This is a genomic window from Hymenobacter sp. 15J16-1T3B (genome assembly GCF_020711235.1).
GTDB lineage: Bacteria > Bacteroidota > Bacteroidia > Cytophagales > Hymenobacteraceae > Solirubrum.
The window spans coordinates 75,040-98,573 of the sequence record NZ_JAJFAV010000014.1; the positions used below are offsets into that span (position 1 = coordinate 75,040).

The window sequence follows — 23,534 nt, forward strand, 5'->3', positions numbered from 1 at the left end:
AAGGCCCGAAGCATTGCCCCGGGCCTTGTCCCACAACCAAAACGTAGCGTACTAGGCGGCCTTGTTCAGCAGCAGGATGCCCGGGCGGGTGGCGTCCACGCCGGCGGCCTTGTGGATACCGATGTGGGCCTTCAGCTTGCCGGTGTGCACCGTTACGGGGTGGTTGTTCACCATCACGCAGGTTTCCTCGAACACCACGTCGTAGATCATGTCCGTGATGTTGTTCGAGCGGAAGTTGGTCCAGATCTGGCCCTTGGCCGTTTCGCGCGGGGCGTTCGGCAGGAAGGACTTGTAGAACAGGCCCACGGCGCCGGTCTTGATCAGGAAGGTGTCCTCGGTGATGCCCGAGTCCAGGAAGCCTTCCAGGTCGAAGTACTCGCGGAAGAAGCGGGCGCGGGCGGCGTCGCCGGCCCCTTCGCCGTTGGCGCCGTCGAGTTGGGCGTTGAAGAAGTCCACGAACAGGCTGCCGCCGTCGACCATGTAGGGCGAGCCCATCTGGTTCAGGCGAGCCATCTTCATCAGCTCGCCCACAATCTTGCGGTTGTAGGAAGCGGAAGGCACGTCGATGACGCCGGCCGTTACCGTGCCCACGCCAGCGGCGGAACCGGTGCGCGGCGCGTCGTGCAGGGCCTTCAGGCGGATAATCGTCTGCGCGTTTACCCAGGTGTCCAGCTTGGCGGCTTTCACGGCCAGCAAGCGGGCCAGCTCTACTTGCGCGGCGCGTTGGATGGCTTCGGGGCTCCCGCCACCGGCGCCCAAACGGCGCAGGGTTTCTTCGCTCACCTGCAGGGTGATTTCCTTGCAGAGCGGGGCGTCGATGTCGACGGTGTCGCCGTCGCCCTCCGAGCCGGACAGCGCGCAGTCGTCCGAGCAGTCCTGCACGTCGCCGGTGTCGATACCCCACTGCACGGTGAGTTTGTCGATGGGCGACGCCTGCAACCGGGCTTGAATGTCGCCGGTGCGCTGGTTGGCCTGTACCGCGTTGGCGGTGATGACGTGGGCCGGGTCCGTCAGCAGCGCCTCCGGGTCGGTGTAGAGGGTGCGGGCGTTGGCCTTCACCTCGGTGATGTAGAGTTCAGAGAGAGCCATGAGGCAGGAAAGGGGTTACAGTGGGAGGAGGGCCCGCCTACTGACCCTTTTTGGACTCCCAATAAACCTGCACCTCTTTGAGGGCAGCGGGAGCAATGTTCGGGTCGTTGGCCAGGGCCATGTATTCTTTTTCGTCACTGGGGAGCTTGCCTTTGAAGTGCTCCAACTGCGGCTGAATGCCGCCGCTGAAGCTGCTCTGGTCGTGGCCCGCGCTCTGCCGGTCTTTCGATACCGGCAGGTCGTAGTAGCTCGTCACCGTCCCACGCACCACGTCTTCGAACTTCACGGCGTGGCCGTGCTCGTCGGTTTGGTAGGTGCCGTCCTCTTTCAGCGGAATCAGCTGCCCGTCTTTCACCTCGTACTGACCGGCCTTGAGCTGGTCGAGCAGGATGCGCCGCTGGTTGGCGGCTACGGTCGGGTTCTGGCTGAACACCGGGTTGAGTTCGGCAATGAGGCGGGCGGCTTCGGCCTCGACTTTGCTGTTGGTTTGCTCGCGGCGGAAGGTCTTCACCTGCTCTTCCAAGGCCTTTTCGGCTTCGGTTTTGGCGACCGTCTTGATCTGCTCTTTCTCCACCGTGTGCTGGTTGATGAGCTTCTTGACGGCCGGCAGGCTCAGTACGTCTTCGTCCGTGAGCACCTTGCCAGCCTTCTCGCGGGCTTGCTGCTCCAGGTAATCAAACCCCGCAGTCAGGTTGTCGAACGAAGCGTCGGGCACGCCCTTGGCGGCTAGCAGCTTCTCCACATCCTTTTTCAGCTTCAACTCTGCGCGCTTGTACCCGCTCGTGTCGATGTTGGTGATGTGGGCCTTGATGGCTTCGGCCAGCTCGGCTGCGGTTTCATCGGACTTCGCGGCGTCCGCTACCTCCTCTTTGCTCTTCTTCAGAACCGGGGCGAGAACCCCTGCAAGGCGAATCAGTTCTTCCATGATGGTGGCCTAAGCCATTGGAATGCACCCCGGCAACCCCGGCCGGGTTCGGGGCAAGGCTATTCGCTGGCCTGTGCGTCAGCTTTAGGCGTCTTAGAGCCGCGTCCCGCGGGAGCACCGGCGGTAGGTTCTTCCGTCAGAGGCTGCGGTTTTTCGACGGCCTTCACCTCCTTCACGGAGTAGAGGTCTTCGAAGCGTTGGCGGCCGGTGAAAGTGCTTTTCAGGGCCTCCAGCTGCTTAGCGTCGAGCGTATCGACGTGCTTGCTAGCCGTGTGCGTTACTTTGTACTGCATGGCTTTAGTCCTTCAGCGGTTGGGGTTTGTCGGTGGCTTTATTCCAGCCCTTCATGCCCTGGGTGCCGGCCACCTTCACGGTCTCGTCGGTGAAGTAGCGTTCCACGCCCTCGCCGTTCACGTAGAGCGTGCCGGGGGCTTTGGCCGGCCCTTCCGTCGATAGCACCACGCCTTGCGAACGGCTGGCCAGTTCGGCTTTGGTGGCTTCGTGGGCCTGTTGCTCGGCGGCCAACGCTTCCTGCGCCCGGCTCAGGTCCTCTTGGGACTTGCCATAGGCTTCGACGTGTTGGTCGGACCGCTCGCGTTCGGCGGCCAGCTCCTTTTCCAGCTCTGCCACCTTGGCTTCGAGCTTTTCTTCTTTGGTTTGTGCCATTGCTTCGGGTGCTTAGTGGCTGCTAGTGGACTCAAAGGACCACGCGCCACCGACCACCCGAAAGGCGTATCTTCACCTTCTATGCGTCACACACCCATGCGCCGCCGCGCCCTCCGCTACCGCTACCCCAAACCCGCCGTGCACGTCGACTATACCCCGTCCGGCAAGCTCGTGCTTGACCTGAATGGGGTACTGGCCCAATTGGAACTGCGCGAAATGCTGCAAGAACTTAAGTTGAAGGGGAATATTTAGATAGTTATATTGGCCTCCTCACATCTAAAAACTTGTTATGCCATTTCAGACAGGAGACGTTGTACAGCTAAAATCAGGAGGCCCAATCATGACGGTAACACTGCCAGCTGCTGAATCACGAGACGGGCGCGTCTGGTGCACTTGGTTTGTCGAGGGGAAAAAGGAGACTAGCGGCTTCCCTGATGCAGCTTTAAAGTCCGCGGAAGAAAGCCGTGACCCCGTTTTGTAACAAAGGGCCGTCAGATGACGGCCCTTTCTCTTATTCCACATACAAGCGCCCTTGTCCATCCTCTTTCAACTCCGGCCGCAGCGTGATGGCTATCCGATTGGGCACGGCATTGAGCGAGTGCCGGCAGTTGTAGCCGCCTAACTGGGTCCACGGGTCGTAGGGGTCGGGCTTGCCGTCGAACTTCAGGTCGGCCCACCCGTCAATCTCCGCCGCTAGCCACACCTTGCCGTTGCGGGTTTTGCAGAACGGGCGGCTGCTGGCAATCAATCCCCCTTGGTAGAGGTAGGCGCTGAACCCGAGCCGTTCCGCGGCCTGAGCCTGCAGCAGCCGGTCCGCCTGGCTGAAGGTATCGGCCGAACGGGCATACAAGCGCTGGTACACGCTCTGCACCGCCGGGGTGGTGGCGGTGGCCGGTTGCCCGGTGATGAGCAGCTTCAGCCCGGCCCGGTAGTCGGTGATGCCCATGCCCGAGAAGTGCGCCTGGTACGCAAACGTCGTTAGCTCCCGTTCGGCGGCCGTATCGGCTACGAGGCTGGCCAGAAATCCGCGTTCGACCAAGCCTCCTTGCGCGTCGATGCCGAACCACTGCCGAAGCGTGCTCGTCATCGGGGCCCGCAGGGCGGCGTAGTTGGCGGCAACGCCCAGCGCCTCGAAATACGTCTGCTGCAGCGCGGGAAGCTCCAGCAGCTGCTCGGCATACCGGAGCACGAACGGCAGGTGCACGTTGCGGGCGAAGTCCAGCAGGATAGCCCGCAGCGCGTCCGGGTTGTCCAGCAGTTCGGCAATGCGCTCCAGCAGGGCTTCGTACAACTCCTGCCCCATTTCCGCAATCAGCCGCTCGCGTTCCTGCTGGAAGGCGTCGAGGGCGTTGAGGCGGGCGCGGGCGACTTGTTCGGGCGTCACTTACTTTTCTTCGTCGGCTTCTTCTTCCCGCCCGGCTTCTTGGGCATGGGCATTCCTTTGGGCATCTTCTTCATGTTACATGGCCATTGCTGGCGTTTTAGCTGATTTGGTGGCCGGGCTCATGCCCATCAACTCGTCGGCAGTGTACCACTTGTGAATACGGCCATCGGGTAACTTGACCGCGTAGGTATTGCCCTGAACCTGGGCGACGGTCATCGTCAGCCCTTCGTGTTCGGGCATGTGGGCCATGCCTGGTTTGACCATGACGGATTCCCCCACAGAAAACGCACTCGCCGTGCCCCGCGTCAGGCTACGGGTGGCGAAGATGGAGCCGGTAGCCCCGGCGTTCAGCTCGTTTACCTTCTCGTCGGCCTTGGCCAGCACCAGCGGGCTTTGCTGGCTTACCGGCAGGTCGTAGAAGGCGCTGCCGTGCTCGACTTCCAGTTCCGAGAAAATGGAGTCGGCGTGCGTGTGCAGCACCCGGTCGCGTACGGTCATGTAGCCGGCGCCCGCGTAGGCGGCAAACTGCGTTTCGCTCAGGCCGATGAAGGTGATGTACTTGCTCTTGACCTTGTAGCGCTTCAGGGCTTCGGGGTCATCCGCATACAGCAGCTCGGCCAGCTGGTGTTGAATCTGCTCGATGACGAACGGGGCCGCCTGGGCTTTCACGGCGGCGGCCATTTCTTCGTACAGGTCGGCTTTGGTCTTAATCACCAAATCCGCCGGGTAGCGAAACTCCACGTCGAGCCCCTGGGCGACGTCAGCGTACGCAGCTGCTACGGAGACGATGTGCCGATACAGCCGGGCGTTGTTCTCGGCAAAGGGCGCCAGGGCCGTGTTCATCTGCTCCCGCTCGGCCATGCGCTCGGTAGCGGTCTGGGTGACGCCCGTACGGCGCAGCACATCGGAAGTAAAGATGGCGTGCAGGCTCTGGGCCTTGAGGTCGGCGATGTACTCCGTCTGCAGCTTGGGGATGTCCACCGGCGGCGTGTTGAAGGCCACCAGCTTGGACAAATCCATCATGTCGGCCCGCTCCGGCCGGGGCGGGAGGGGCAGCGAGAGCACGTCGGCGGCGCTGGTCTGAATGTCGAGGTACTTGCCCTGGCAGACGCCGCACACGTCCCCCTCGGCGTTGCGGCCGTGGTTACACCCGCCCCGTTGCGGGTCGCCTTGGCAGACGTTCACGTACTGCGCCTTGTGCGGGTGCGCTACTTGGGCGAAGGTAATGTCGGCCTCGGAGCCGATCTTCAGCGACTTGCGCAGCAGCGGCACGGCGGGCTCAAACGGGCTGACGCAGGTACGGCCGTCCGTGACTTCGTCGGGCTTGTAGCCGATGCGGATGGCGGGCACCCGGCCGGCGTTGTGCTGCAGGATGCGCAGCTGCCACGTGTTACGGCCGCCGTCATCCGTCAGCGTGCCGACTACCTGGCTGCCCTCGGGCATGGTAAGAATGTTGACGTTATCCGCCCCGCGCAGCACCGGCCAGTAATCGAGGGCTACGTTGTCGAGGTACACCGTGTAGCGAAAGCCCTGCAGGTTCCCGCGCGAAACGGGCACGCGCACCGTGAGCATGACGCACCCGCCCGCTTCGAACTGGAAGTCTACCGCGTGCTCGCACGGCACAACGACCGGGTACGGCCGGGGCCGCTCGCGGCGGAAGTCAAACGGCTTGAACTCGGTAAGCAGCCACGCGTTCGGGTCGGTGAAGGCCTTGGTCTGGCACAGCGTCTCGCTCAGGTAGTCTTCCACTTCCCCCAGGGCGTAGAAGCCTTTGAGGGTCTGGGTGAGCACCTGCAGCCGCCGTTGCGCCTCAGCATCCGACACGCCCTCGTACGCCAGCCGCTTCACCACGCCCGAACCGCGCAGGCGGGCCACTTGGTAGAACGGGGTGCGCATGGTCGACCACCACGAAGGGGTGACGAACTCGGTGAAGCGCAGGCGCTGCTTAAACTCAGGCTCGGTCTCCCGGCTTTCGTATTGCCGCAACTCATTTTCCAGCCCTACGCCGGTCGCCAGGCGCCCGTACAGCGTCGCCAGGTCAACGGTACGCTGGTAGTCAGGGTGCGTGAGCCCGCCGATGATCAGCGGTTCGACGCGGGCGCGGGCTTCGTCAGGAGTCATTGGGCAGCGGGGTAATGGCTGCCTCAAAGGTGCCCGAGGGGCAAGGGGGCCGAAAGGCTACGGCCGACGCCAAGCCCGGTATGCCAAGTAGGAAGATGCTACTGACATGAATCCGAGAACGAGCGTGCCGATAACACCTAATACTGTCTCCATCCTTCAATATAGGAAATGTCCTACGTTTTTGGGCATCAGCCCGGTAATATTCGGTACTTGTCGGGATATCAGTGCAATTACCGCCCAGCCTTGAACGCCTCGTACTGCGCCTGCAGAATGGCCGTCAGCAGATAGTCTACGTCATCCGAACAGTGCCCCAGGTGCTCGTACGCTACTCCTAATTCCTTGTCCATCGTACGGGCCTTGTGCTTGCCGTCGACGCCGGTCTGCACTTGCTCCAGATCGACAATGGTCTTGCCCATGCTGGGGTCGAATACCACTTCCACATTGGGCAGTCCGCCGGCAAACACCCAGTTGATGAAGTCCCGGCGCCGCATCACTTCGGGGTTGCGCCGGTGCCAGCGGTCGGAGGCGTTGTTAAGCGCCGGCAGCAACTCGGCTTCGATGTCGTTGAACAGCGTGTCGCGTTCGGCCCGGCCGGGTTGGCGGCTGCGCATGGAGGCGTCCCCGGTGATAAACAGGTCGGAGGACTGCCAGCCGTTCACCTTGCGGTCGATCAGGAATTGCTTGGCTGTGGGCCGCACGCCGTTGTTGGGCGGGCCCAGGGTGTATTCTTTGAAAAACTGAATGCGCAGCTTCTCGCCTTCGCGGATGGGCTGGCAACAGAGCATGGCCGAATAGGGCAACGCGTTGGCGTCCCAGCCGGTGAAGATGGGCCGGCCGAGTACGTACGGGCAGGGCTGGACGTGCTTGCTGCGGCTGAAGGCATGGTAAAACTCGTTCCCGGTCTGCTTGGTAGCCCAGAGGCCCAGGGCCCACACCCGATGCCGGTAGGGGTCTGTAGCGGCGTAGGATTCGTAGGTTGCTGCCCGGTCAGGTGGGCACCACGGATTATCCCGGTAAGTGGTATGAATGACACGGTAGGGCTGCTCGATCAGCTGCCCATTCACGTCCACGGCTAGCTGACCGCTGAAGGAAGTCCCGTTGGGGTTGCCTGTTCGGTCAAAGAACTTCTGCCACAACCAGAACTCGCGGTAGTCGCCCTCGTGGTCTGGGTTGAAGGTGTACACCTCTTGAATAACGGCGCCCGGGTGTGAGCTGCGCAACGAAGTGCTGACGTAGTTGGCTTCTTCCTCACTGATTTGGTTGGCTTCTTCATACCAAGCGTGCGTAGGATCGGATACCGATTTGAGGCGTGCTGGGTCATCGAGGCCGCGGCAAATGAAGCTATTGCCGTTAAGCGTGCACTTGATCATCAAGGGCGCCGCGCGAAACTCGAAGTACGGTAGCAGCCCTTCCCGCTCCGCCACCTTGCGAAGGGTGGCCACTTGGCTTTCTCCGATGGTGTTGAACACCTTGCGGATCAGAATGCACTTGAAGTAGGGCAGCGACAGACACGCCAGCAGCAGGTGCAGCGCGGTAAAGTCGGATTTAGTCCCGTCACGCCCTCCCCACAGCAGGAAGAACCGCACCCGCGTCAGCAGGTGCGGGTAGAACGCCGGGCTGCAGGCCCCCTCCTGTACATCAATGCTCAGCATCTTCCGCCTGCTGGCCCGCCGCCTTGCCGCCGATGGTGATGTGCACCTCGCCGTTTTTCTGCTTGTTGTGCTTCTCGAACAATCCAACGTGCTTGCCGATCAGCTCCAGGGCCTTATTCGCCCCGATGGCGTCGAACTCAAAAATACCCTCCCCAGTCACCGGGTCTTTAGCTTGCTGTAGGCCGGCCATTGTCATTACAAGCTTAGGCCCGGGCGTTGCGCAGCGTTCCGCTACCATCACCAACCGGGTCAGCACCCAGTCAGCGTCTACCTGTACGCGTTCTGCCCGGGCTTGCATCTGCTCGTGCACACGCGCGGCAACCATAGCATTTGATAACAGCCGGGAAGCTTGCTCTTGGGCCGATTCCTTGGCATAACCCGCACGGATAGCCGCCTGCGTACCATTGAGGTCCTTCAGGTATTCCAGGCAGAATAGTTCTTGTTTGGGCGTGAGTGCCATACAATCCGAAAGGTCTTAGCGTAGCCGGCGGGCCGAAAGGCTCAGGGCCACAAGGTCATCTGCCGGCCGTCGTTGAGTGGGTTGTGCGCGCGGCGCCGGCGGGCGCTGCGCAGCTTGGGTTGGGTGGGCTTCGGCTTCACCGGGGGCAGGCGGAAGAGGTAGCCCGGGTGGAGCTTGCCGTAGTTCTCGGAGCTGATCTTGCCCAGGCCGGCGGCTTTGGCGTGGCCGTCGTCCTTCGGGGCGGTGTTGGGCTGCTCGCGCTGCAGCAGGGTGCGTTCCAGCTTCAGCACGGCGAAGACGCAGCCGACGAAATCCCCGGCCAGCAGCAGGGCTTCGATGGCCGGCTGTTCCTCCCACGTCAGCTTCTCGATCAGTTCGGGCACTTCGTACTGCAGGCGGTCTTCGGCGGCGGCCAGCTGCTTGGCGGTGCGCTTGTCCGGAAAGCACTGCAGCAGCAGGGCGTCGAGGTCGGCGGCGAACAGCTGGCGTTTGTAGGCCTTCAAGATGCGCTGCTCGCGGGCGTAAGCGCTGGCCGGGGTCGGGGCTTGCTGGGCGTCGGCCAGGGAGCCGGCGCGGGCGGTGGTGGTTGGGGAAGAGAGGGCTAGCACGGCTTTGCGGTGGCGTTTCGTGGGGCTACACGAAGAAACGCCGGGCCGAAAGCGGTTGGAGAATTCCGGGTCTGCTAAACTTACCCGGCCGGGGCCAGGGCGTACCGGCCGGGCTCCCCGACGACCGGGGTGAAGAGGTAGCGGCCGGCGGGCGGGCAGTCGCCGGCGGCGCGCAGGCGAATGTGCCCGTTGCTTTCGACGGTTCGGTAGAGGTGGCAGTCGCCGGCGGCCACCTGCCAGAGCTTCGGGGTGTAGCCCGGCCGGGCCGGCGGCGGGGCGTAGAAGCAGAGCCCGTCCGCGTCCGGGCCGAATAGCTCCAGTGCGGCGCTGTTTGGGATAACCCGCCCGTCCTCGTACACCGTCAGCATGGGCACCGACCGCGGCAACTTCGCCGGCGCTCTGCTTACTCCGTCGTGTACCCGAGCCGGAACAGCTGTAGGGTGGTAGGAAGGAGCGGCTTGAAAGCGGTTTTGGGGAGTGGGCTTATTGTTGGGGTTCAGCATGCTCGATCAGGATGGAGGTGTCGAAAGGCGGCAGGCTACCCATGCGGAGAACCGGGCCGAACAACCGCATGAATTCCCATGCTTGAAAACGCGTGTATCCGTCGCTATCGGCTTTGGAAGCATAATCCTCTAAGGGTTTGCTGTATTGTCCCAGCGGGCCGCAAAAGATTTTATCGTCTTCGGCTTTCCAATGGGCAAGGCCCTCTTGCTTAAGCTTGACGCGGATGTGGTCGTTGATATTGAACGGGATAAGAGTCATGGTCTATCTGTTCACTGCTGAGGGAGAGAAAAAGGGGCTGCTTAGTAGCCGTTTCGCGGGTCAAGCAGGTTGGCCGGCGGGCTCGGGCGCTTGACGGGCTGAACACTTACGCGGATGCGGACGTCCGCCGAACCATAAGCCCGGTCAGGCTGGGTGACCGTTACCGACACGGGGGCAGTTGGTTCTAACCCTTCCTTGAGCAGGTGCAGGCGGATGATTTCGTTCAGGTCTTTTTCGTCGTAGGTGAGGGTCTGGGTAGGCATATCGGAAGCGGGTTTACTGCTGAGAGAGAATACCGGCGGCGAGGGCCGGAGAAATGGAAATGATGGTCTTTTGGTGGGCCGGCCCCGGGGTGCGCAGTTGGCGGTAGTGGCGTTCCACAATGACGGCCGGCGAGTCGTCGGGCAGCACCCCGCAGTTCACCAAGGCGTCGATTAGCAGCTTGCCGGTACTGACCAAGTTGTCGTAGTCCATCTCGGGTCCGGTGCTGTAGCGGGTGAGGACCAACCGAACCGGGCCCGAGAGCTTGGGCAGGCGGGCGGCACTGACGACCCATTCGTACTCGCTCAGCAACTTTTGGCGGCGGCTCCAGTGCATGCGGAGCAAGCCGCCGGGCCCGTTGTTGCCGGGCACCTTCCCGGTGAACGTGACGAATACAGGCCCTTGGTTCAACGCTACCGGCGCGGGGGTGTCAGTGGTAGGCTTGGGGGCTGTTCGTGGAACCTGCGCGTTGTTAGGGGCACGCGGCGGGCTTTTGCCTTTGCCGCCGTGCAAGGCTTGGTATTCAGCGGCGGTCATAAGTCCTGGAACTGGTGTTCTTCAACAGGTGCCGCACTCAGGTCGAGCGCATACTCATCGGGCCATTGTTCATAGCGCGGCTTGCCTTCGTCGGTCCAAATGGTGTCCCGGTAGGCATGGTCTCGCCACATCAGGCCGATGATGCCCGGCGCGGGGTTGGTGGTGGTGGCTGCGATGTAGTACAGCTCTTTGACCTTGTGGCCTCCTTTGGTCTTGGTAATGCCGTCAAGCTTGCGGTAAGGGCGGGTCTGGCTCATGGTTATTCTTCCGTAGGGGTTGGAGGGGTGGCAGGATCGTAGTCTGGGATGGGTAATCCCTCTTTGCGCGCCCAGCGCCGAATGATTCGTGGCGCCTCGCCATCATCCACGGTAGCGTAGATTTGGCTGATTAGGGTCCACAATTGAGCTAGCTGTTTATCCTGAGCAACTATTTTCATAGTCAATTGCTGTCCTTGGTGGGCAGACTCTCTCAGTACCAAGTCTCGCTCAACGCGTAAGTCGCGGACTTCACTGTCAAGCCTGCGGGCCGCTGCAGCACTAGCTTGAAACTTCTCTTCGGCTTCGTCCCGTTCCTGTAGGGCGGTAGCCAGCTCGGAGCGGAGGCGGGAGATTTGTGCCTGCAACGCGTCGCCATCACCGATGAGGGCCAGAAGATTGTAGTGGGCGGCGGCGTTTATTCGGCGTGCAGCTGCGGTATTGTACTCGGGCTCAGATGCATCTGCGCGAAGTTTGCGCCGCAGGGTATCCCGTCTGTCTTTGATGGATTCTAATTGCCCATCAGTCAGGGCTTCGGCCTCCTGGTGGCCGGTGGGCTGGGGGTGTGGGGTGTCGGGCATGGCTCAATCGTGGGTTTCTTGGGCGTTTTTAATATGCCAGTCGTGATAGGCACCCGTCAGGCCGGTTTGCGCGGCCCGCATGCCCGCCACGTACATGCGGCTCAGGGCTTGGCTGACTTGCAGCTGCTGCCAGCTAAAAGACTTGTCGCGTTGCAAGGGGGCTTGCTGGGCTTGCTGCATGGCAGATTCGGCCTCTTGCACAATGGCTCGGTGTTCAGCAGATGCGGGCATGGCGGCGGGCTCTGTTCTGTCTAGGGGGTGTGGGGAGGGGGCTATTGGATGTTTCGCGGATCTGCTGGGTCCGCCTGCCAATTGCGGCGCAGTTGTTCTTCGCTGATGTATTCCACTTCCTCATCAGGGAAGTCCACCGCCTGAACCGCGTAGGGGTAAAGGGCGCCTGTCCACACGTTTACCCAATACTGGTGCCCGTGCTGGCACCAGTTGGGGCGTGATTCTCCGAGGTAGGTTGCGAAAACAGGATTGGGCATGGCTGTATCTCTGTGGTTCTTGGTAGTGGGGAGAGGGGGAGGCTAGGAGGCCAGCCAGACGTGCCATTTGCGGCAGTGCGGGCAGGCCAGCACGGTGTATTCCGTGGGCTGGTAGAAGCTGTAGGCCGAGCGGGCGTCGGCTTCGGTGCGGTATTGGGCCTTGTTGTGGCACGGCAGGGCGCAGGAACGGGTGAGGGAAGTCATCAGTATGGGGGCTCAGTGGTGGCAAAACGGGCATCTGTGGCCGGCGCCTCGTTCGGAAACTCTTGTGAGGCGGCGGTAATTGGTTTCAGCATCATGCCCGCGTAATCGGCTTCATTGCAGCGCGGCGGGTTCACCTTGTCGAGCGGGTTACGGGCTCCGGTTGGAGCGAAGTAGCGGAAGCTCTCGGGGTTGTAGTCGAGCATCACGACGCCGGGCTTGCCGACCAGCCCCCATTGCTTGATTTTGTGCACATGCAGCTCCGTAGCTGAGTCGGGAAAGTTGGGCCGGTGCACGGCCAGCACGTTGTCGGACTTGTTGTTGAACATCTTGCCGCCCGAAATCATGTGCGCTTTGGGCACCTTCAGCTCCCCGGTTTGCCGGTCGGTTACTTCGCCGGCGGGGTGGGCGGTTTCGATAAAGCAGACTTTGCGTTTCAGGGCCCACTTCTTGATGCGGGTCAGCACCTTGCTGATGTAGAGGTCTTCCCGGCCGCCGGTTTCGATCTGGTGCTCCAGCTGGTTCCAGGGGTCGAGCATCACCCCGTCCAACCCAACCGACTCATACAGGAAGTCGAAGTAGGCCAGCAACAGGTCGGGCGTCATCAGCTCGTCTTCCTGGGGGTTGACGACGAAGAAGTATTCGTTGACCCACACCAACCCGCGTTCCAGGTCTTGCACCGACATGCGGCGGTCCTGGTCTTTGGCGTTGGCCGAGGCGCCGATGTAGGCTTGGATGATCTTGACGAAAAACAGTTCGGCCGGCATATTCTCGGGCACGAACAGGCAAAAGCGCCACCCGTCGAAATAGGCCTTGAACACCATCAGCTGAATCATCAGCTCAGATTTGCCGTGGTTGGGGTAGCCGGTGACGGTGGTCAGTTCCCCGCGTTTCCACGTCCAATGCTTGTCGATATCCGGGAAGTGGGTGGTTTCGCCGTTGCCGGTGCCGAAGTTGTAGTGGTCGTAAATGGCCTTCCGGCTTTGTTCGGCCGTCAGGATGCTGAGCGGGTTGAGCACGAGCGGGCCGCCGGTGGCCGGGTGGGTGCGCAGCGGGCGGGGTTCTTGCGCCGGCGCCCCTTGCTTGTTGACTTTGAAGGGGTTCACGGCTTAACGGTGGTTTTGAGGCTGGGGAATTGCTCGTAGATGCGCAGCAGCACGTTGCTGAGCAGCTCGAACATGGCTTGTAAGCGGGTAGACTCGCCTTTCCACCAGTCCCGGTCAAGCTTCAGCTGGTAGATGCGCTCGTACTCCTTGTGCACGAACTCCTCGGCGCGTTGCTGGCTGGCCTTCAGTTCCAGCACGTATTCGTCCGCGTGTTGGAAGTAGTGCTTCAGGCCGTTCAGCAACTGGGCATCTTCGGCGTAGCGGGCGCGCTCGGCGGGCGACATGCTCAGGTGGTCGACCAACTCCGGCGCGTCTACGCGGGCTTGCAGTTTCGCCAGCAAAGGCGAGAGCAGCTCGGCGGAACGCTCGGCCTGTACTTCCAGGGTCTGCAGGTCTTTCATGACTTGGCGGTGCTGTGGGGTTGAAGGGTCGTCAGGGCTGCGGCAACACTCATGCCCCCGTTGGCGGGGCGGTTGGGCTGGCTGCTGTGGCGGAAGGTGGCCGCCGGGGCGTAGCGCAGGTCCTCGGTGAAGCGCTTCAGGCGGGCGGTTTCGGGGTCCGGGGTGGCCGGGCGAATCGGCACGATTGCGGCTTCTGGGTCGGGCTTCTTGGCGTAGTCCTCGGCTTCGTAATGCGCCTCGTTCAGAAACGTGGTGGCGTAGGGCAGGTACTGCTTGCCGTTCGCCGTGGCCTTCAGGCGGTAGGCCTCGAGCCCGTCAAGAATGAGTTGGCGAGTCTGGGCCGATAGCTTGAGCCAGTAGCCCGCGGCTTTCTTCTTGCTGCCCCGCTTCTCGCATGGTCCGTGGTAGGCCAGCCAGAAGGCTTGAAAGGCCAGCGCCGGAAACTCGTCTGCGATGTTGTCGCCTTTGGCTTTGCTTTTAGCGGGCAATGCCACCCCCTTCCCTTCGTCCGCCGGAGCCGGCGCAGCCGATCCGGCAAAGGATTGTTCTTCTGTAATTGAAGATGTAATTGAAGGGGTTGGAATTTGCTTAACCCCGGTGGTTGGCGTTTGCTTGGGATTTTGGTTAAGCAAATTCGGATTGCCGCCTTTTTTGCCCGCTTCGGTACGTACTTGCCGCAGCTTTTCGTCCTTCACCATGCGCCGGCAGTAGATGGCCCCGTCGCCTTCACGTCGGGAGGCTACCCCGAAGGTTAGCAGGGTGGTTAGGATTTGGTTGAAGGTTTGGTTATCCAAACCGAGGCGGCGCGCAATGACGCCTTCCGGCATCGGCTGCCCGTTGACCAGCAGCACCCCGCGCTCGTCGGAGTCGTGCATCATGAGCAGCATTTCAAACCAGGCGCCGCGCTGCATCAGGTCGAGCGCCTGCACTCCCTGGTCTTTGTGCCAGTCGCCAGGGTAGAATTGTAAGGCGGGGAGCTTCATGCTTCGGGTACTAGGTCAGGGTACTTGATGTGCAGCAGCTGGTACTGCTCGGGGCTGAGGGCCTTGATGGCGGCCAGCTTGCGGGCCCACACGTCCGGGCTGAGGGCCGCGAACCGGCGCTTGTCGTGCTCGAAGCAGTAGTGGCAAGGCCAGCACAACAGGAATATGTTGGCCGGGGTGTTGGCGAACTGGGGCCACTTCTTCTGCGTCAGGGCGTGCGAGTGGCTGAGCCGTTCGCGCCGGCCGCAGGACTCGCACCATTGGACTTGCTCGGCAACCTGCTGGTAAGCTTTCCCCTGGGCTCTCTTTGCCTTCGCGTGCTTCGGGCTGACCCGGCGCAGGCCCTGGGTTCGTTTCTTCAGGGGGTGGGTTCTAGTGAGAGGCATCCGCGCCTCCTTCCTCTGGCTTGCTGAACACACCGAACATCGGCGGCTGACCTGTAGGAGCATGAAGTGGGCCGCCCTCGTAAGGTGGCAGGTTCGGGGCAGGCCAAGGATCGGGCTGGTTGGCCAGTTCCAGCAGCACATCGGCGTGGCAGGGGCTATCCAGCGGGCAGAAACAGGCCAGATGCTTGCCCCGCAGCTCGGCAGCTATTTGTTCCAGGGAGGGTCGGAAAACCCATGCCAGCTCATCGGGCCGGTATTCCCCTTTGAGCCATGCGCGGTATGCCGAAACGGCCCCGGCAACACCTCCTTCTTTGGGGCGAATGGGATTGCCCCACTTACCAGGGCGGCACACGCTGACCACCGGGCGGCCGTCAGGGGATTGAGCTTGCAGGTTAAAGCCCGTGGTACGCTTGCGCTGAATGCGAATCGGCTTGTTCATGTCTGCCAAGAGAGAAGCCACCCACCGCCGCACGTCACTGCGGGAAGGCGGGAGACGGGGTGAGGGTTAGGCCGCAGCGAACAGAGGTGCCTTGCGGGCTAGGTTCGCTGCCGACCAATGATATTGTTCGGGGTTGATCTCGCAGCCGACGTAGAGCCGGCCGGTGTTCTCGCAGGCGTGGGCTGCAGGGGCGTCGCCCGCGAAGGGCTCTAAAACCACCTCGCCCGGGTTGGAATAGGTGAGTACCAGCTCCGTAATCAACCCCAGGGGCTTCGCAGTCGGGTTGAAGTGCAAAGCCGTCGTTCCGACGCTTGGGTAATACATGACCGTGGTCGGATGGCGCAGGCCGTTGTCGGTGTAGACGTTGCCCTTGTCTGCCGAGTAGTGCGCTGCAGCATTGGGCTTGCGGCGGGTGCTCTTATTCGGTCCCTGGTGCGCTACCAACTGCGGATTGTAGCTGGCGGCTTTGATGTTGGGCGAGAAAATTACCAGGTCTTCGTGTGCGCACAGCGGGCGCCAGTTGGCATCCATCTGGCGCGTGGCCCGGCTTTTCACCCACACACGGCGGTAACGGTACCACTCGCGGTTGCTCAGGATCAGGTCGAGGGTGAACGATTCGGCCGCAAAGCAGACCACAACGCCGGTCGGCACTAGTACCCGCCGAACCTCTGCCCACCAAGCCGCCCAGTTTACTGGCTGCTTATCAAAAGCTAGGTTGGTGTTCTCATAGGGACTATCACACACGATCAGGTGCACCGAAGCGGCCGGCATCGTGCGCATGTGGGCAATGCAGTCGGTGAGGTGGAGGCCGAAGTTCATGCTGTGAAGATAAAGCAATTACTTTGTATACACAAAGTATCCACGAAATGTTTTTGTGCGTACATTTGGTATACATTCGCGCCCTCACCACATGGTCTTAGTATTGCCACGTCCGAAAAAGGAGCTGACCTTCAACCTCCGCATGACTGCCGAGCTAAAGGCAAAGGCGGCGCATGTGGCAGACTCGCGTTACATGAGTCTGGCCGGCTTCATTGATAGCCTGCTGAGGGAAGCCGTGGCCGATTACGAGGCCAAACACGGCCCGATAAGCCTACCGGCGGCTCCCCCCAAAGAGTAGCCAGGCTAGGGAGTGGGAGCCTAGTAGGCTTTGCCGTGGCGAACCGGACGGGTGGCGTTGTAAGCCAGCTTCAGGTCGATGTGCGTGGCCAGGTCAATGCCGCGGGCTGCACAGAGCAGTTCCAGCTTCAGCAGGGCGCCGGACAGGGCCATTGCCGACCGCGTTTTGCTGCCGCAGTTGACCTTGATAATGTCCTCCACAATCGGCAGCATGGCTTCACCTAGGTTGGTCGGCACGCTTTCAGGGTCGCAGAACTTTAACAAGCTGCTCCGCTCGTTCTCCCAGTACGCTACCTCAATACCGAAGCCCCCAGCGTAGTCACAGAGGCGGATGTAGGTGTCGGCTAGCTCGTCCTCTACCGTGTCTTTTACCGTGGTTTCGAACAGCGCTCGGGCGCCGTCCGTTGGGTGGGGCATGCCGGCCAACATCGGCGCGAAGTGCACCGCGTTGCAGGTAACGCGGCGCCCCTTCCGGTCTGCCTCTTGGGCCTCGCCTAGTTCGCCGATGGCCAGCATCAGCATTTGGCCCGGATTGGGCAGTACGTCCCAAAAGCCTTTTGCTTTGGCTGCTTCGTGGCAGCGGGGAATCAGGGTAGTCAGGTCAATGGCTGTCATCGGGCTAGCGGCGGTTGAGTTCGGCGGTGGCGTTGGCCAGGAGGATGCGGGTGCGGGCGTCGCCGCCGGCTTCGTTGCTGGTGAGTCGCTGTTGCAGCTGCTGCAGTTCCTTGGTAGGCACCATTTGCAGGTTGCGGTTGTGGTAGTCGACCAGGGTATTGCGCAGCACGGCGGGCGTGGCCGTGCGGCCCTCATAGCGCACATCCCGAATGGTCTTCACGCGGGCGGGTTGTTGGCGGTAGTTGTTCATGACTCAGGCGGCTACAGAGGTGGATTCGGTTTCTTCTTCGATGCGGGCTACCCCGCTTTGGATCAGCTGCATCATGCTCACGAAGCGCACCGGGTCGGATGAACTCAGCAGCGCGTCGAGCAGCTCCCAGATCAGCGCCCGGAAGGATTCCAGGTAATGCTTGGTGGCTTCCTTGTCGGATAGCTGCCCCTGGCTGTCTTTGATCTTGAGCAGCGGGGTCAGCAGGTCCACGAAGTAGTTGAAGTTGTTTAGGGTGGCCTGCTTCAGCTGGCTGACCCGCATCTTGTCGGCGCGGGTCAGCTCGTCGACGTACCATTCCGCGTGCAGGTACTGCGTGTTCAGCAGCAGGGCGTGCAGCATGATGTTGCGGTGCAGCGGGGGCAGGCTGCCCGGGCTCATCAAGGCGGGCTTGGGCTTGCTCAGCAGCTTCAGGCCGGCTTCGTTCTCTCCCAGGGCAAAGGCTTTGTCGAGCAAGTGGCGTTTGGCCGGGGTGAGCAGGGCTTTCAATTCATCAAGGCTATTCATGGCGTCTCTCTCAGGTAGTAGGGGTGGGTGACTGGCAGGCGGTGCAATGCCCGGTGCACGGAGCCTTTCGGGCGGCTTGGCTGACTTGGCCGAACATGACCACCAGCGGAATGAAGGCATCCGAATGGCGGCCGACTTCCTTGATGTCGGCCTTCACGTCGGCACGGGTGGCCAGGAGTTCAGCTTTGGGGCACGGCCTTGGCGTTGCGGCCTCGCTCGACAATGATGGTTGCATAGTTTTCCAGGGCTTCTTCGGCTTGTTCTTCGGTGCGCTTGGGCCAGAGGTAGACGGCCCGGCTTTTCTCGTAAGTCTCCCAATAGGGGCTGCTGAGCAGGTTCACCAGACGGGCGCTCTGCTCTTCGGTCGGCTGATTCATCGGATAAGGCTTGGGGCGGCCCGCCCGTAGACGGGCCGCTTAGGATTAGCGAGAGGCTTCGTTTTGCGCCTCGTGGGCGTGCCACCCCAGCCCGGCCGGTTTGGCGTTGCGGTGCTGGGTGTGCAAGCGCTTGGAGCAGGAGGCGGCCCCGAGTGCGATGAGCAGGCCCAGGAAAGGCAGGGAGCGGCGCAGCAGATGGGCGGCTTTGTAGAGCAAGGGCAGCAAGTCCACTTGTTCGCCGACCACCATGAAGGGAATCAGCAGGATCAGGCCCACGGCCATACGGGCAACCTTCAGGCGGAAGGCCGGCCAAGTAGCGGCTAGCATGCTACTTCCTCCTTTCCGTCTTGCTGGTTGGCTGGGGTGGTAGAGGGGGCGGCGGGAAGGGGCTGCCAGTGCGTAGGCTGCCATGCCTTCATGAACTGCAACCCTTTCGGCGCATCGGGCAGGAACAGGGCCATATCAACCCGGTATCCTGAGCCAGTGCAGTTACCCCACACGATGTAGTCGCCTTCGGTTTCGGGCAGGCGTTCGGCAACAGCTATCCACCCCTCTCCACCACTTACTACCTGTGGGGGTGTGGCCGGGGCAGCGGATGAAAGCAGCTTGCTACGAAGCGCACGCAACTCATCCTTCACCCTCTTTTGGTCGCGCTCTGTGATGTAATCGGTTTCTTCCCCATCGTTACCCCACCAGTCTAGGATGTTACTCACATCATTGGCAAGGCCAGCGGCCCCTCCACCACCAGAAGCCTGTTCCAGCACCCGGGTGAGGGCTTGGTACACGTCCCCGCTCGGGGCGGACGCCGGCAGGCCGAGCATCTGCCGGATGTCGGCGGGTTCGGGGGAAGCCGCAGCCAGGTCTTTTTTTAGGTCGACAATAATTTCATCTAGCAAATCCATGTAGCGAACCAGCGCTGGCAGGTGGGCTAATACAGCGACGCGTTGCTTTTCGGATGGACTTGATATGGCTACAAATTCTCTAACGGCTTCCTCTGCCAATACTTGATCCACCAGGTCTTTGCCTAACTCGTCAGGCGTTTGACTCCCCCCTCCTACAGTAGAGACAGCAGAGGCGGCGCCAACCTTTCGCATGGCTGTTAAGTAGCCGCAGCGGAAGCCAAACTTGGTATCGCCTTCCTGTTTGCGGTCTACCCATTCAGACTTTTCAAATTGCGTGTCGGCCAATTCGTCGGCCTCAGCTATCAGCCGTCGACGCTCATCGGTTGAGAACGGCTCGTTAATAGTGTACTCGTGATGGATGGTTGACATGGGTAAGAGAGGTAGGGCAAGGCCGATCACGGGGCAGTCCCAGCGGCTTCTTGCGGGGTTTCAGGTTCACTTGTAGAGCTTCTTGAGGGTGGCGACCAAGGCACTGAGCCGGGCGCGGATGAACAGCTGGTCGGGCACGAGCTGTTTGGTGGCGGCGGTGGCGCTCATACCCGTAGCTGGCTGATGGCGTGGCGGTCGGCCGCGTCCGCCCGTTGCTTTTCGCGCAAGGCCGTATTGCGGGCGTGCTGCAAGGAGTCCAGCAGGGCGCCGGCGGCTTTCCAGCCCTCGGTCGTGAGGTGGCCGGCGTTCAGGAGTTCGGCCCGCAGGTCCCGGGCGGCCAAGTAGGCGGCCTCGGCTGTGGCGAAGGTTTCGGCAGGGGTCGGCATGGCGTCAGGCGGCTTGCTCGGGTAGTTCGTGGTGCAGTTCGTTCGGGTCGACCGGGAAGCCGCCGCGCATGACCTTGGCCCGGGTTTCGTCCCGGCTGGCCTTGTCGCGTGCGGCCCATGCGGCGGCGCAGGCGGCCAGCAGCTTGACGGGGCAGCCCAGCAGCCGGGCCTCCATCATCTTTTGTTCGGCCTCTTCTTTGGTCAGGTAGCCCCAGAAGTGGGCGCTGCGGTACTCGCTTTCCAGTTGGGCCAGCCCGGCGGCTTCCCAGCCTTCCGCCGCAAAGCGGTCCAGGTGTACCAGGTCCGGGTGCGTGCGCAGGGCGGCCGTGGTCAGGCTGTTGAGCCGCTGCACGTCGGCCACCGAGGGCCGCAGGCAGCCGAGGTAGGCGACCATGCGCGGCGTCAAGTAGTCCTTGAACTTGGTGCGCAGGTCGTTGAGCAGGGTGTAGGCGGGGTGGCTCATGGCAGCGGAGGGGCTAGGGATTGATGCGGCGGAACTCGATTACCCAGACCCAGGGGTTGGCCTGCCAAGCCTGCGTCTCACTCTCCCCATAGATGCTGTCCCACCCTTGCGAAAAGGCCGTTACAGCCATCGAATGGCAAAGACCAGCCTTATCATAGTGGCAGTCGGGAAATACATATCCCGTACTGCCAGGGCGCCCGTTCATATTGGGGCAAATCTTGAGGCCCTCGGCAACCGCGTCGGCTTCGCTCATATCCTGCAGCCGCTCCACCCGCACCGACACTATTTCTAATAGGATGCGGGAGGCCCGGCGCGGCATGTGGATAGAGGGCTTCCACTTCATGCCGCAATCGGCCATGCCTTGTTCGTCGCCGGTGTTGGCCTTGTAAACCCACGTTGGGCCCCAGGTGTCGCCGTCTTCGCGGCCGGTGGGCTGGCCCTCGACTTCGGCAGTCAGGTTGGCCCACGTCTCGCGCACATACAGGCGGTCACCGGGTTGGCCGTAGGGGCAAAGGTTTGATGCCTCGATAAAGCCCTGCTGTGTCCAAACCGGATTTGCATTGAAGAACGATTCAACGGTGCTAGCCTCGTCCTGCATCCGCTTGGGGATAAGGTGGTCAAGTTTGACAGCGCGCCGCGTCTGCGTCTTCTGCCCGCTCAGGATAGCGCGCACCATTGCCCCGGCAAACAGGATGGGGCGTTCCTTTACTTGAATGCTCGTTTCCATCGTCGTATCTTCAGAGTACAGGGTGTAGCCCGGCTAGGCGTTCAGTTCAAAGTGGGTGTCCAGCGTCTGGCCCGAGTGGTTGACCTGCGGGTACATCTGCACCACGGCGCAGGTGCGCTGCGTTTCCACGGCCGGCCCGAAGAGCAGGGCCCAGAACTCTTCCTGCAGCGTCAGGTAGTTGCTCACCAAGCGGCGGTAGAGCACCGGGCGGTGGGTGGCCGGAATCAAGTCGACTTGCGAGGTGTTCAGCACGGCTTCGGCCAACGGCAGCTCGGCAAGGTTGACGGGGGTGACGGGTTGGGCAGGGATGTTGTACATTGCGGTCAGGTTGAGTTGGTTTGAAAGGTCTTCTCGGTCAGTGTGGGCGGCCCCGGCGTAGCAGCGTCGGGGCCGCTCCGTGTTATTCGTCGTAGAGGGCGCTGTTTTTCACCCGGCTTATGGTGTTTTCGATCTTACTCAGTCGCTCCTCAAGCGCATGCAGATAGTCGCAGGCTGCATCCGGCAGGCTTTCGCCCCAGCGCTGCCGTTGGTTGGCGCGGCGTTTTCGTAGTTCTTGGTCCCACTTGGCGTCCCAATAGGCCCGCTTTTGCTCGTGAAAAGCCTTAAGCTCCTCGTAATGAGCCTCGAAGCCTTCGGTGTCCTCGATGTCCCAGCACGGGTCGCTGGCCCAGCTGTCTTTTAGGTTTTCAATTTCTTCGGGGGTGCGCTGCTGCGCGGCTTCGGTGCTCATGATCTCAGTAGTAGGGAAGAGGTGAAAGGGGCTAGTCCATCAGGTAGAAGTGGCAAGCGTCGTAGCCCGCGGCCTTGAGGTGTTTGGCAATGGCCTCGCAGGCGGCGTAGCGCTTATCGGCTTGGCCGGCGCTGCTAGGGTTCAGCATGTAGCCAGAGCCGAGCCACCCGTAGTTGCCCTTTTCGCTGTGCACCCCGGCTTCGGCCAAGGCGGCTACTACTTTGGCTTCGCGTTGACGCGGAATGCTCAGGTGCACCCCGTCGAGATTGCAGCTGCCACCATCGGAAACCGAATCGGCGGCTTGCTGACCAGCCAGCATGGCGGCGGTAACGTCAGCAGTCAGTTTGGCGAAATCGAATTGGGCGGCGACGGCTGGGGCGGTAGACATGGGGGTGTGGGGTGAGGTGGTTGAGTGATTCAAATTTATACCGAAGTTTCGGTAATGTCAATACGTCGTTAACAAAACTTCGTATAAACTGGGCAAAAAAATTTTAGAAGGGTGTGTCGCCAGTAGGCGGCGTTGGCGGCTGCTCAATGTAGTGGCACCCCAATTCGCCAGCTGTGCGCAACCGAATAATCTGATCTACCAGGTAGGGGCCCAAGCCCACTTGTATCGTTCGGCCGGTGTGATAGTCTTCAAATACCACGTTTACCCCGCCGCCGTTCTCTATCTGTACTTCGGCGTCGTCCATGCCGAAAAAGATAATCGGCTCTTTCTCTTCGTAATCAATGACAACGGACAGCATCACGCAGCGAGTTGAGAGGGTTTGAAGCCTAGTTTCATCATGCCGGCAAACACCTGTTTCGCCTGGACCGTAACCGCTGCAGCCTGCTCAATGTCGGCGCCGCAGCGTACCATTTGGTCAGCCAGCGACATAGCGCAAGCGGTTTCCGGCTCTGTGTTGCGCAGCACCTCCTTTGCCGATACCCGCATCTTGGAAGGCAGGCCCGCCGCCTTGGCGGCCTTTACGATTTCGTTCGGCCGCTTGCCGGTGTGCAGCTGGCAGTTCTTGCGGTTGTATTCAATCACCGACCCAACGCCGCCAATCATGTATTGGTGGTTGTTGACGCTCTTGGAGTTGGCCACCTGTACGCCGCGCTGGGTGTGCTCTAAGAGGTTAATGACCGGGGCGTCGTTGCTCATAGACCGCAGCTGCATCTCCATGCTATTGAACTGCTCTATGTAGCCCTGTTTGAACTGTGCGGCCCGTTTGCCGGTGAACCCCATCACCAAGAAGGCAAACCCATCCTTCGACATGATAACGGAGCGTTGCGTTTTGCCGCGGCCATCGGTATAAGTTGACGGCGCAAAATTGCGCCGCGAGAATTCAGCGTCGCATTCCAGGTTATCGATAGCGCGCAGTACGCTCTTGTGGCTTTTGCCGAATCCCTTGGCTACTAGCAATGAGTCGGTGGCGGGATTACCCTTCTTGGTGGCGAAAACGATCTGATCCATTACGCTGCGACTTTAACGTTTGCGATTTCTTCGAGCACTTCGAGTACCTCATCATCATAGCAGCGGATGGGGTTGCGCAGCACGTTGTACACGCGCTCGGCATCAATATCGGGCCGCTTAGAGGTCACCAGTAGGGCAGCGTACCGCTTCAAGCGGGGCCTGACCTGCTCAATACGGTACCGAAATACCGCTTTCTCTTCAGGGGTTTTGCTGGATTTTGCCATGAATTAACGTGGTATTGTTTGTTGTCTGCCAAAACTTCGGTATTGTTGCATCGTATTACCGAACCTTCGGCAGTAAATCTAACGAAGCTT

General features: G+C 61.3%; 42 protein-coding genes. 3 read left to right on the forward strand and 39 right to left on the reverse strand.

The features are described from left to right. Positions 1 to 51: 51 nt before the first annotated feature. The 4 genes from LJ737_RS20740 to LJ737_RS20755 are packed head-to-tail and all read right to left on the reverse strand — an operon-like array spanning position 52 to position 2,680. The gene (locus LJ737_RS20740) at positions 52 to 1,089 is read right to left on the reverse strand and encodes a hypothetical protein (protein WP_227768671.1); all 1,038 of its coding nucleotides are present in this window, start codon (positions 1,087 to 1,089) and stop codon (positions 52 to 54) included. Positions 1,090 to 1,126: 37 nt separating this feature from the next. Next, complete coding sequence (locus LJ737_RS20745) at positions 1,127 to 2,014, reverse strand: hypothetical protein (protein WP_227768672.1); 888 nt, start codon at positions 2,012 to 2,014, stop codon at positions 1,127 to 1,129. A gap of 59 nt (positions 2,015 to 2,073) precedes the next feature. Beyond that, positions 2,074 to 2,307 carry a hypothetical protein gene (locus tag LJ737_RS20750; protein WP_227768673.1) on the reverse strand — a complete coding sequence of 78 codons (234 nt, stop codon included), beginning with the start codon at positions 2,305 to 2,307 and terminating at the stop codon, positions 2,074 to 2,076. Between the two features lie 4 nt (positions 2,308 to 2,311). Next, positions 2,312 to 2,680, reverse strand: coding sequence for a hypothetical protein (locus tag LJ737_RS20755; RefSeq protein ID WP_227768674.1), 369 nt, complete (start codon positions 2,678 to 2,680; stop codon positions 2,312 to 2,314). Positions 2,681 to 2,761: 81 nt separating this feature from the next. Between LJ737_RS20755 and LJ737_RS20760 the strand changes: the two genes are divergently transcribed. Both LJ737_RS20760 and LJ737_RS27280 read left to right on the forward strand, forming a co-directional pair. After that, positions 2,762 to 2,932, forward strand: coding sequence for a hypothetical protein (locus LJ737_RS20760; RefSeq protein WP_227768675.1), 171 nt, complete (start codon positions 2,762 to 2,764; stop codon positions 2,930 to 2,932). A 37-nt stretch (positions 2,933 to 2,969) separates the two neighbouring features. Next, the gene (locus tag LJ737_RS27280) at positions 2,970 to 3,161 is read left to right on the forward strand and encodes a YodC family protein (RefSeq protein ID WP_227768676.1); all 192 of its coding nucleotides are present in this window, start codon (positions 2,970 to 2,972) and stop codon (positions 3,159 to 3,161) included. Between the two features lie 30 nt (positions 3,162 to 3,191). On the opposite strand, the gene LJ737_RS20770 is transcribed toward LJ737_RS27280, so the two are convergent. From LJ737_RS20770 to LJ737_RS20865, 20 genes are all read right to left on the reverse strand, one after another. Then, positions 3,192 to 4,064, reverse strand: coding sequence for a hypothetical protein (locus LJ737_RS20770; RefSeq protein ID WP_227768677.1), 873 nt, complete (start codon positions 4,062 to 4,064; stop codon positions 3,192 to 3,194). Between the two features lie 75 nt (positions 4,065 to 4,139). Next, a complete protein-coding gene (locus LJ737_RS20775) occupies positions 4,140 to 6,185 on the reverse strand; it encodes a hypothetical protein (RefSeq protein ID WP_227768678.1) in 2,046 nt (681 codons plus the stop codon). Positions 6,186 to 6,415: 230 nt separating this feature from the next. Then, complete coding sequence (locus LJ737_RS20780) at positions 6,416 to 7,837, reverse strand: phage terminase large subunit (protein ID WP_227768679.1); 1,422 nt, start codon at positions 7,835 to 7,837, stop codon at positions 6,416 to 6,418. Continuing rightward, entirely contained in the window at positions 7,824 to 8,297 is a 474-nt protein-coding gene (locus LJ737_RS20785) for a terminase small subunit (RefSeq protein ID WP_227768680.1), read from the reverse strand. Before LJ737_RS20785 ends, LJ737_RS20780 begins: the two co-directional genes overlap by 14 nt. Positions 8,298 to 8,338: 41 nt before the next feature. Continuing rightward, positions 8,339 to 8,905 carry a hypothetical protein gene (locus LJ737_RS20790; protein ID WP_227768681.1) on the reverse strand — a complete coding sequence of 189 codons (567 nt, stop codon included), beginning with the start codon at positions 8,903 to 8,905 and terminating at the stop codon, positions 8,339 to 8,341. A gap of 80 nt (positions 8,906 to 8,985) precedes the next feature. Next, positions 8,986 to 9,279: a hypothetical protein gene (locus LJ737_RS20795; protein ID WP_227768682.1), complete on the reverse strand. Its 294-nt coding sequence runs from the start codon at positions 9,277 to 9,279 to the stop codon at positions 8,986 to 8,988. Positions 9,280 to 9,388: 109 nt separating this feature from the next. Continuing rightward, a complete protein-coding gene (locus LJ737_RS20800; protein WP_227768683.1) occupies positions 9,389 to 9,667 on the reverse strand; it encodes a hypothetical protein in 279 nt (92 codons plus the stop codon). Positions 9,668 to 9,708: 41 nt separating this feature from the next. Next, the gene (locus LJ737_RS20805) at positions 9,709 to 9,930 is read right to left on the reverse strand and encodes a hypothetical protein (RefSeq protein ID WP_227768684.1); all 222 of its coding nucleotides are present in this window, start codon (positions 9,928 to 9,930) and stop codon (positions 9,709 to 9,711) included. Between the two features lie 13 nt (positions 9,931 to 9,943). Then, positions 9,944 to 10,465 carry a RusA family crossover junction endodeoxyribonuclease gene (locus tag LJ737_RS20810; RefSeq protein WP_227768685.1) on the reverse strand — a complete coding sequence of 174 codons (522 nt, stop codon included), beginning with the start codon at positions 10,463 to 10,465 and terminating at the stop codon, positions 9,944 to 9,946. Further along, entirely contained in the window at positions 10,462 to 10,722 is a 261-nt protein-coding gene (locus LJ737_RS20815; protein WP_227768686.1) for a hypothetical protein, read from the reverse strand. The genes LJ737_RS20810 and LJ737_RS20815 overlap by 4 nt, the downstream gene beginning before the upstream one ends. A 2-nt stretch (positions 10,723 to 10,724) precedes the next feature. Then, entirely contained in the window at positions 10,725 to 11,300 is a 576-nt protein-coding gene (locus tag LJ737_RS20820) for a hypothetical protein (RefSeq protein ID WP_227768687.1), read from the reverse strand. A gap of 3 nt (positions 11,301 to 11,303) precedes the next feature. Next, positions 11,304 to 11,531, reverse strand: coding sequence for a hypothetical protein (locus LJ737_RS20825; RefSeq protein ID WP_227768688.1), 228 nt, complete (start codon positions 11,529 to 11,531; stop codon positions 11,304 to 11,306). A gap of 41 nt (positions 11,532 to 11,572) precedes the next feature. After that, the gene (locus LJ737_RS20830) at positions 11,573 to 11,788 is read right to left on the reverse strand and encodes a hypothetical protein (RefSeq protein ID WP_227768689.1); all 216 of its coding nucleotides are present in this window, start codon (positions 11,786 to 11,788) and stop codon (positions 11,573 to 11,575) included. 42 nt (positions 11,789 to 11,830) lie between these two features. Beyond that, positions 11,831 to 11,992, reverse strand: a complete 162-nt coding sequence (locus tag LJ737_RS20835; RefSeq protein WP_227768690.1) for a DsbA family protein — start codon at positions 11,990 to 11,992, stop codon at positions 11,831 to 11,833. Next, positions 11,992 to 13,095: a hypothetical protein gene (locus LJ737_RS20840; RefSeq protein ID WP_227768691.1), complete on the reverse strand. Its 1,104-nt coding sequence runs from the start codon at positions 13,093 to 13,095 to the stop codon at positions 11,992 to 11,994. The genes LJ737_RS20835 and LJ737_RS20840 overlap by 1 nt, the downstream gene beginning before the upstream one ends. Then, positions 13,092 to 13,496: a hypothetical protein gene (locus LJ737_RS20845; RefSeq protein WP_227768692.1), complete on the reverse strand. Its 405-nt coding sequence runs from the start codon at positions 13,494 to 13,496 to the stop codon at positions 13,092 to 13,094. The genes LJ737_RS20840 and LJ737_RS20845 overlap by 4 nt, the downstream gene beginning before the upstream one ends. Beyond that, on the reverse strand, positions 13,493 to 14,479 hold the full coding sequence (locus LJ737_RS20850) for an LvrA C-terminal domain-related protein (RefSeq protein ID WP_227768693.1): 987 nt from the start codon (positions 14,477 to 14,479) through the stop codon (positions 13,493 to 13,495). The genes LJ737_RS20845 and LJ737_RS20850 overlap by 4 nt, the downstream gene beginning before the upstream one ends. After that, on the reverse strand, positions 14,476 to 14,637 hold the full coding sequence (locus LJ737_RS20855) for a hypothetical protein (RefSeq protein ID WP_227768694.1): 162 nt from the start codon (positions 14,635 to 14,637) through the stop codon (positions 14,476 to 14,478). The genes LJ737_RS20850 and LJ737_RS20855 overlap by 4 nt, the downstream gene beginning before the upstream one ends. 214 nt (positions 14,638 to 14,851) lie before the next feature. Continuing rightward, positions 14,852 to 15,304, reverse strand: coding sequence for a DUF4326 domain-containing protein (locus LJ737_RS20860; RefSeq protein WP_227768695.1), 453 nt, complete (start codon positions 15,302 to 15,304; stop codon positions 14,852 to 14,854). A 66-nt stretch (positions 15,305 to 15,370) separates the two neighbouring features. Next, positions 15,371 to 16,123: a DNA-methyltransferase gene (locus tag LJ737_RS20865; RefSeq protein ID WP_227768696.1), complete on the reverse strand. Its 753-nt coding sequence runs from the start codon at positions 16,121 to 16,123 to the stop codon at positions 15,371 to 15,373. Between the two features lie 91 nt (positions 16,124 to 16,214). On the opposite strand from LJ737_RS20865, the gene LJ737_RS20870 reads away from it, so the two are divergent. Further along, positions 16,215 to 16,421 (forward strand): hypothetical protein, encoded by a 207-nt coding sequence (locus tag LJ737_RS20870; protein ID WP_227768697.1) that lies wholly within the window; start codon positions 16,215 to 16,217, stop codon positions 16,419 to 16,421. Positions 16,422 to 16,441: 20 nt separating this feature from the next. On the opposite strand, the gene LJ737_RS20875 is transcribed toward LJ737_RS20870, so the two are convergent. From LJ737_RS20875 to LJ737_RS20945, 15 genes are all read right to left on the reverse strand, one after another. Then, positions 16,442 to 17,035 (reverse strand): nucleoside triphosphate pyrophosphohydrolase family protein, encoded by a 594-nt coding sequence (locus LJ737_RS20875; RefSeq protein WP_227768698.1) that lies wholly within the window; start codon positions 17,033 to 17,035, stop codon positions 16,442 to 16,444. A gap of 4 nt (positions 17,036 to 17,039) precedes the next feature. Next, positions 17,040 to 17,285, reverse strand: coding sequence for a hypothetical protein (locus LJ737_RS20880; RefSeq protein WP_227768699.1), 246 nt, complete (start codon positions 17,283 to 17,285; stop codon positions 17,040 to 17,042). Positions 17,286 to 17,288: 3 nt separating this feature from the next. Next, a complete protein-coding gene (locus LJ737_RS20885; RefSeq protein ID WP_227768700.1) occupies positions 17,289 to 17,810 on the reverse strand; it encodes a hypothetical protein in 522 nt (173 codons plus the stop codon). Between the two features lie 179 nt (positions 17,811 to 17,989). Then, the gene (locus LJ737_RS20890; protein ID WP_227768701.1) at positions 17,990 to 18,187 is read right to left on the reverse strand and encodes a hypothetical protein; all 198 of its coding nucleotides are present in this window, start codon (positions 18,185 to 18,187) and stop codon (positions 17,990 to 17,992) included. Positions 18,188 to 18,232: 45 nt separating this feature from the next. Continuing rightward, the gene (locus tag LJ737_RS20895; protein WP_227768702.1) at positions 18,233 to 18,514 is read right to left on the reverse strand and encodes a hypothetical protein; all 282 of its coding nucleotides are present in this window, start codon (positions 18,512 to 18,514) and stop codon (positions 18,233 to 18,235) included. Next, positions 18,508 to 19,458 carry a DUF551 domain-containing protein gene (locus LJ737_RS20900; RefSeq protein ID WP_227768703.1) on the reverse strand — a complete coding sequence of 317 codons (951 nt, stop codon included), beginning with the start codon at positions 19,456 to 19,458 and terminating at the stop codon, positions 18,508 to 18,510. The genes LJ737_RS20895 and LJ737_RS20900 overlap by 7 nt, the downstream gene beginning before the upstream one ends. 164 nt (positions 19,459 to 19,622) lie before the next feature. Then, on the reverse strand, positions 19,623 to 19,844 hold the full coding sequence (locus tag LJ737_RS20905) for a hypothetical protein (protein WP_227768704.1): 222 nt from the start codon (positions 19,842 to 19,844) through the stop codon (positions 19,623 to 19,625). Between the two features lie 4 nt (positions 19,845 to 19,848). Further along, complete coding sequence (locus tag LJ737_RS20910) at positions 19,849 to 20,307, reverse strand: hypothetical protein (protein ID WP_227768705.1); 459 nt, start codon at positions 20,305 to 20,307, stop codon at positions 19,849 to 19,851. A 13-nt stretch (positions 20,308 to 20,320) separates the two neighbouring features. Further along, positions 20,321 to 21,034: a hypothetical protein gene (locus tag LJ737_RS20915; RefSeq protein WP_227768706.1), complete on the reverse strand. Its 714-nt coding sequence runs from the start codon at positions 21,032 to 21,034 to the stop codon at positions 20,321 to 20,323. A gap of 33 nt (positions 21,035 to 21,067) precedes the next feature. Then, entirely contained in the window at positions 21,068 to 21,352 is a 285-nt protein-coding gene (locus LJ737_RS20920) for a hypothetical protein (protein ID WP_227768707.1), read from the reverse strand. An 82-nt stretch (positions 21,353 to 21,434) separates the two neighbouring features. Beyond that, positions 21,435 to 21,764: a hypothetical protein gene (locus LJ737_RS20925; RefSeq protein WP_227768708.1), complete on the reverse strand. Its 330-nt coding sequence runs from the start codon at positions 21,762 to 21,764 to the stop codon at positions 21,435 to 21,437. A gap of 31 nt (positions 21,765 to 21,795) precedes the next feature. Then, positions 21,796 to 22,152, reverse strand: coding sequence for a hypothetical protein (locus tag LJ737_RS20930; RefSeq protein WP_227768709.1), 357 nt, complete (start codon positions 22,150 to 22,152; stop codon positions 21,796 to 21,798). 103 nt (positions 22,153 to 22,255) lie between these two features. Then, a complete protein-coding gene (locus LJ737_RS20935; RefSeq protein ID WP_227768710.1) occupies positions 22,256 to 22,510 on the reverse strand; it encodes a hypothetical protein in 255 nt (84 codons plus the stop codon). Next, a complete protein-coding gene (locus LJ737_RS20940; RefSeq protein ID WP_227768711.1) occupies positions 22,510 to 23,220 on the reverse strand; it encodes a Rha family transcriptional regulator in 711 nt (236 codons plus the stop codon). The genes LJ737_RS20935 and LJ737_RS20940 overlap by 1 nt, the downstream gene beginning before the upstream one ends. Next, complete coding sequence (locus tag LJ737_RS20945; RefSeq protein WP_227768712.1) at positions 23,220 to 23,444, reverse strand: hypothetical protein; 225 nt, start codon at positions 23,442 to 23,444, stop codon at positions 23,220 to 23,222. Before LJ737_RS20945 ends, LJ737_RS20940 begins: the two co-directional genes overlap by 1 nt. Positions 23,445 to 23,534: the final 90 nt, after the last annotated feature.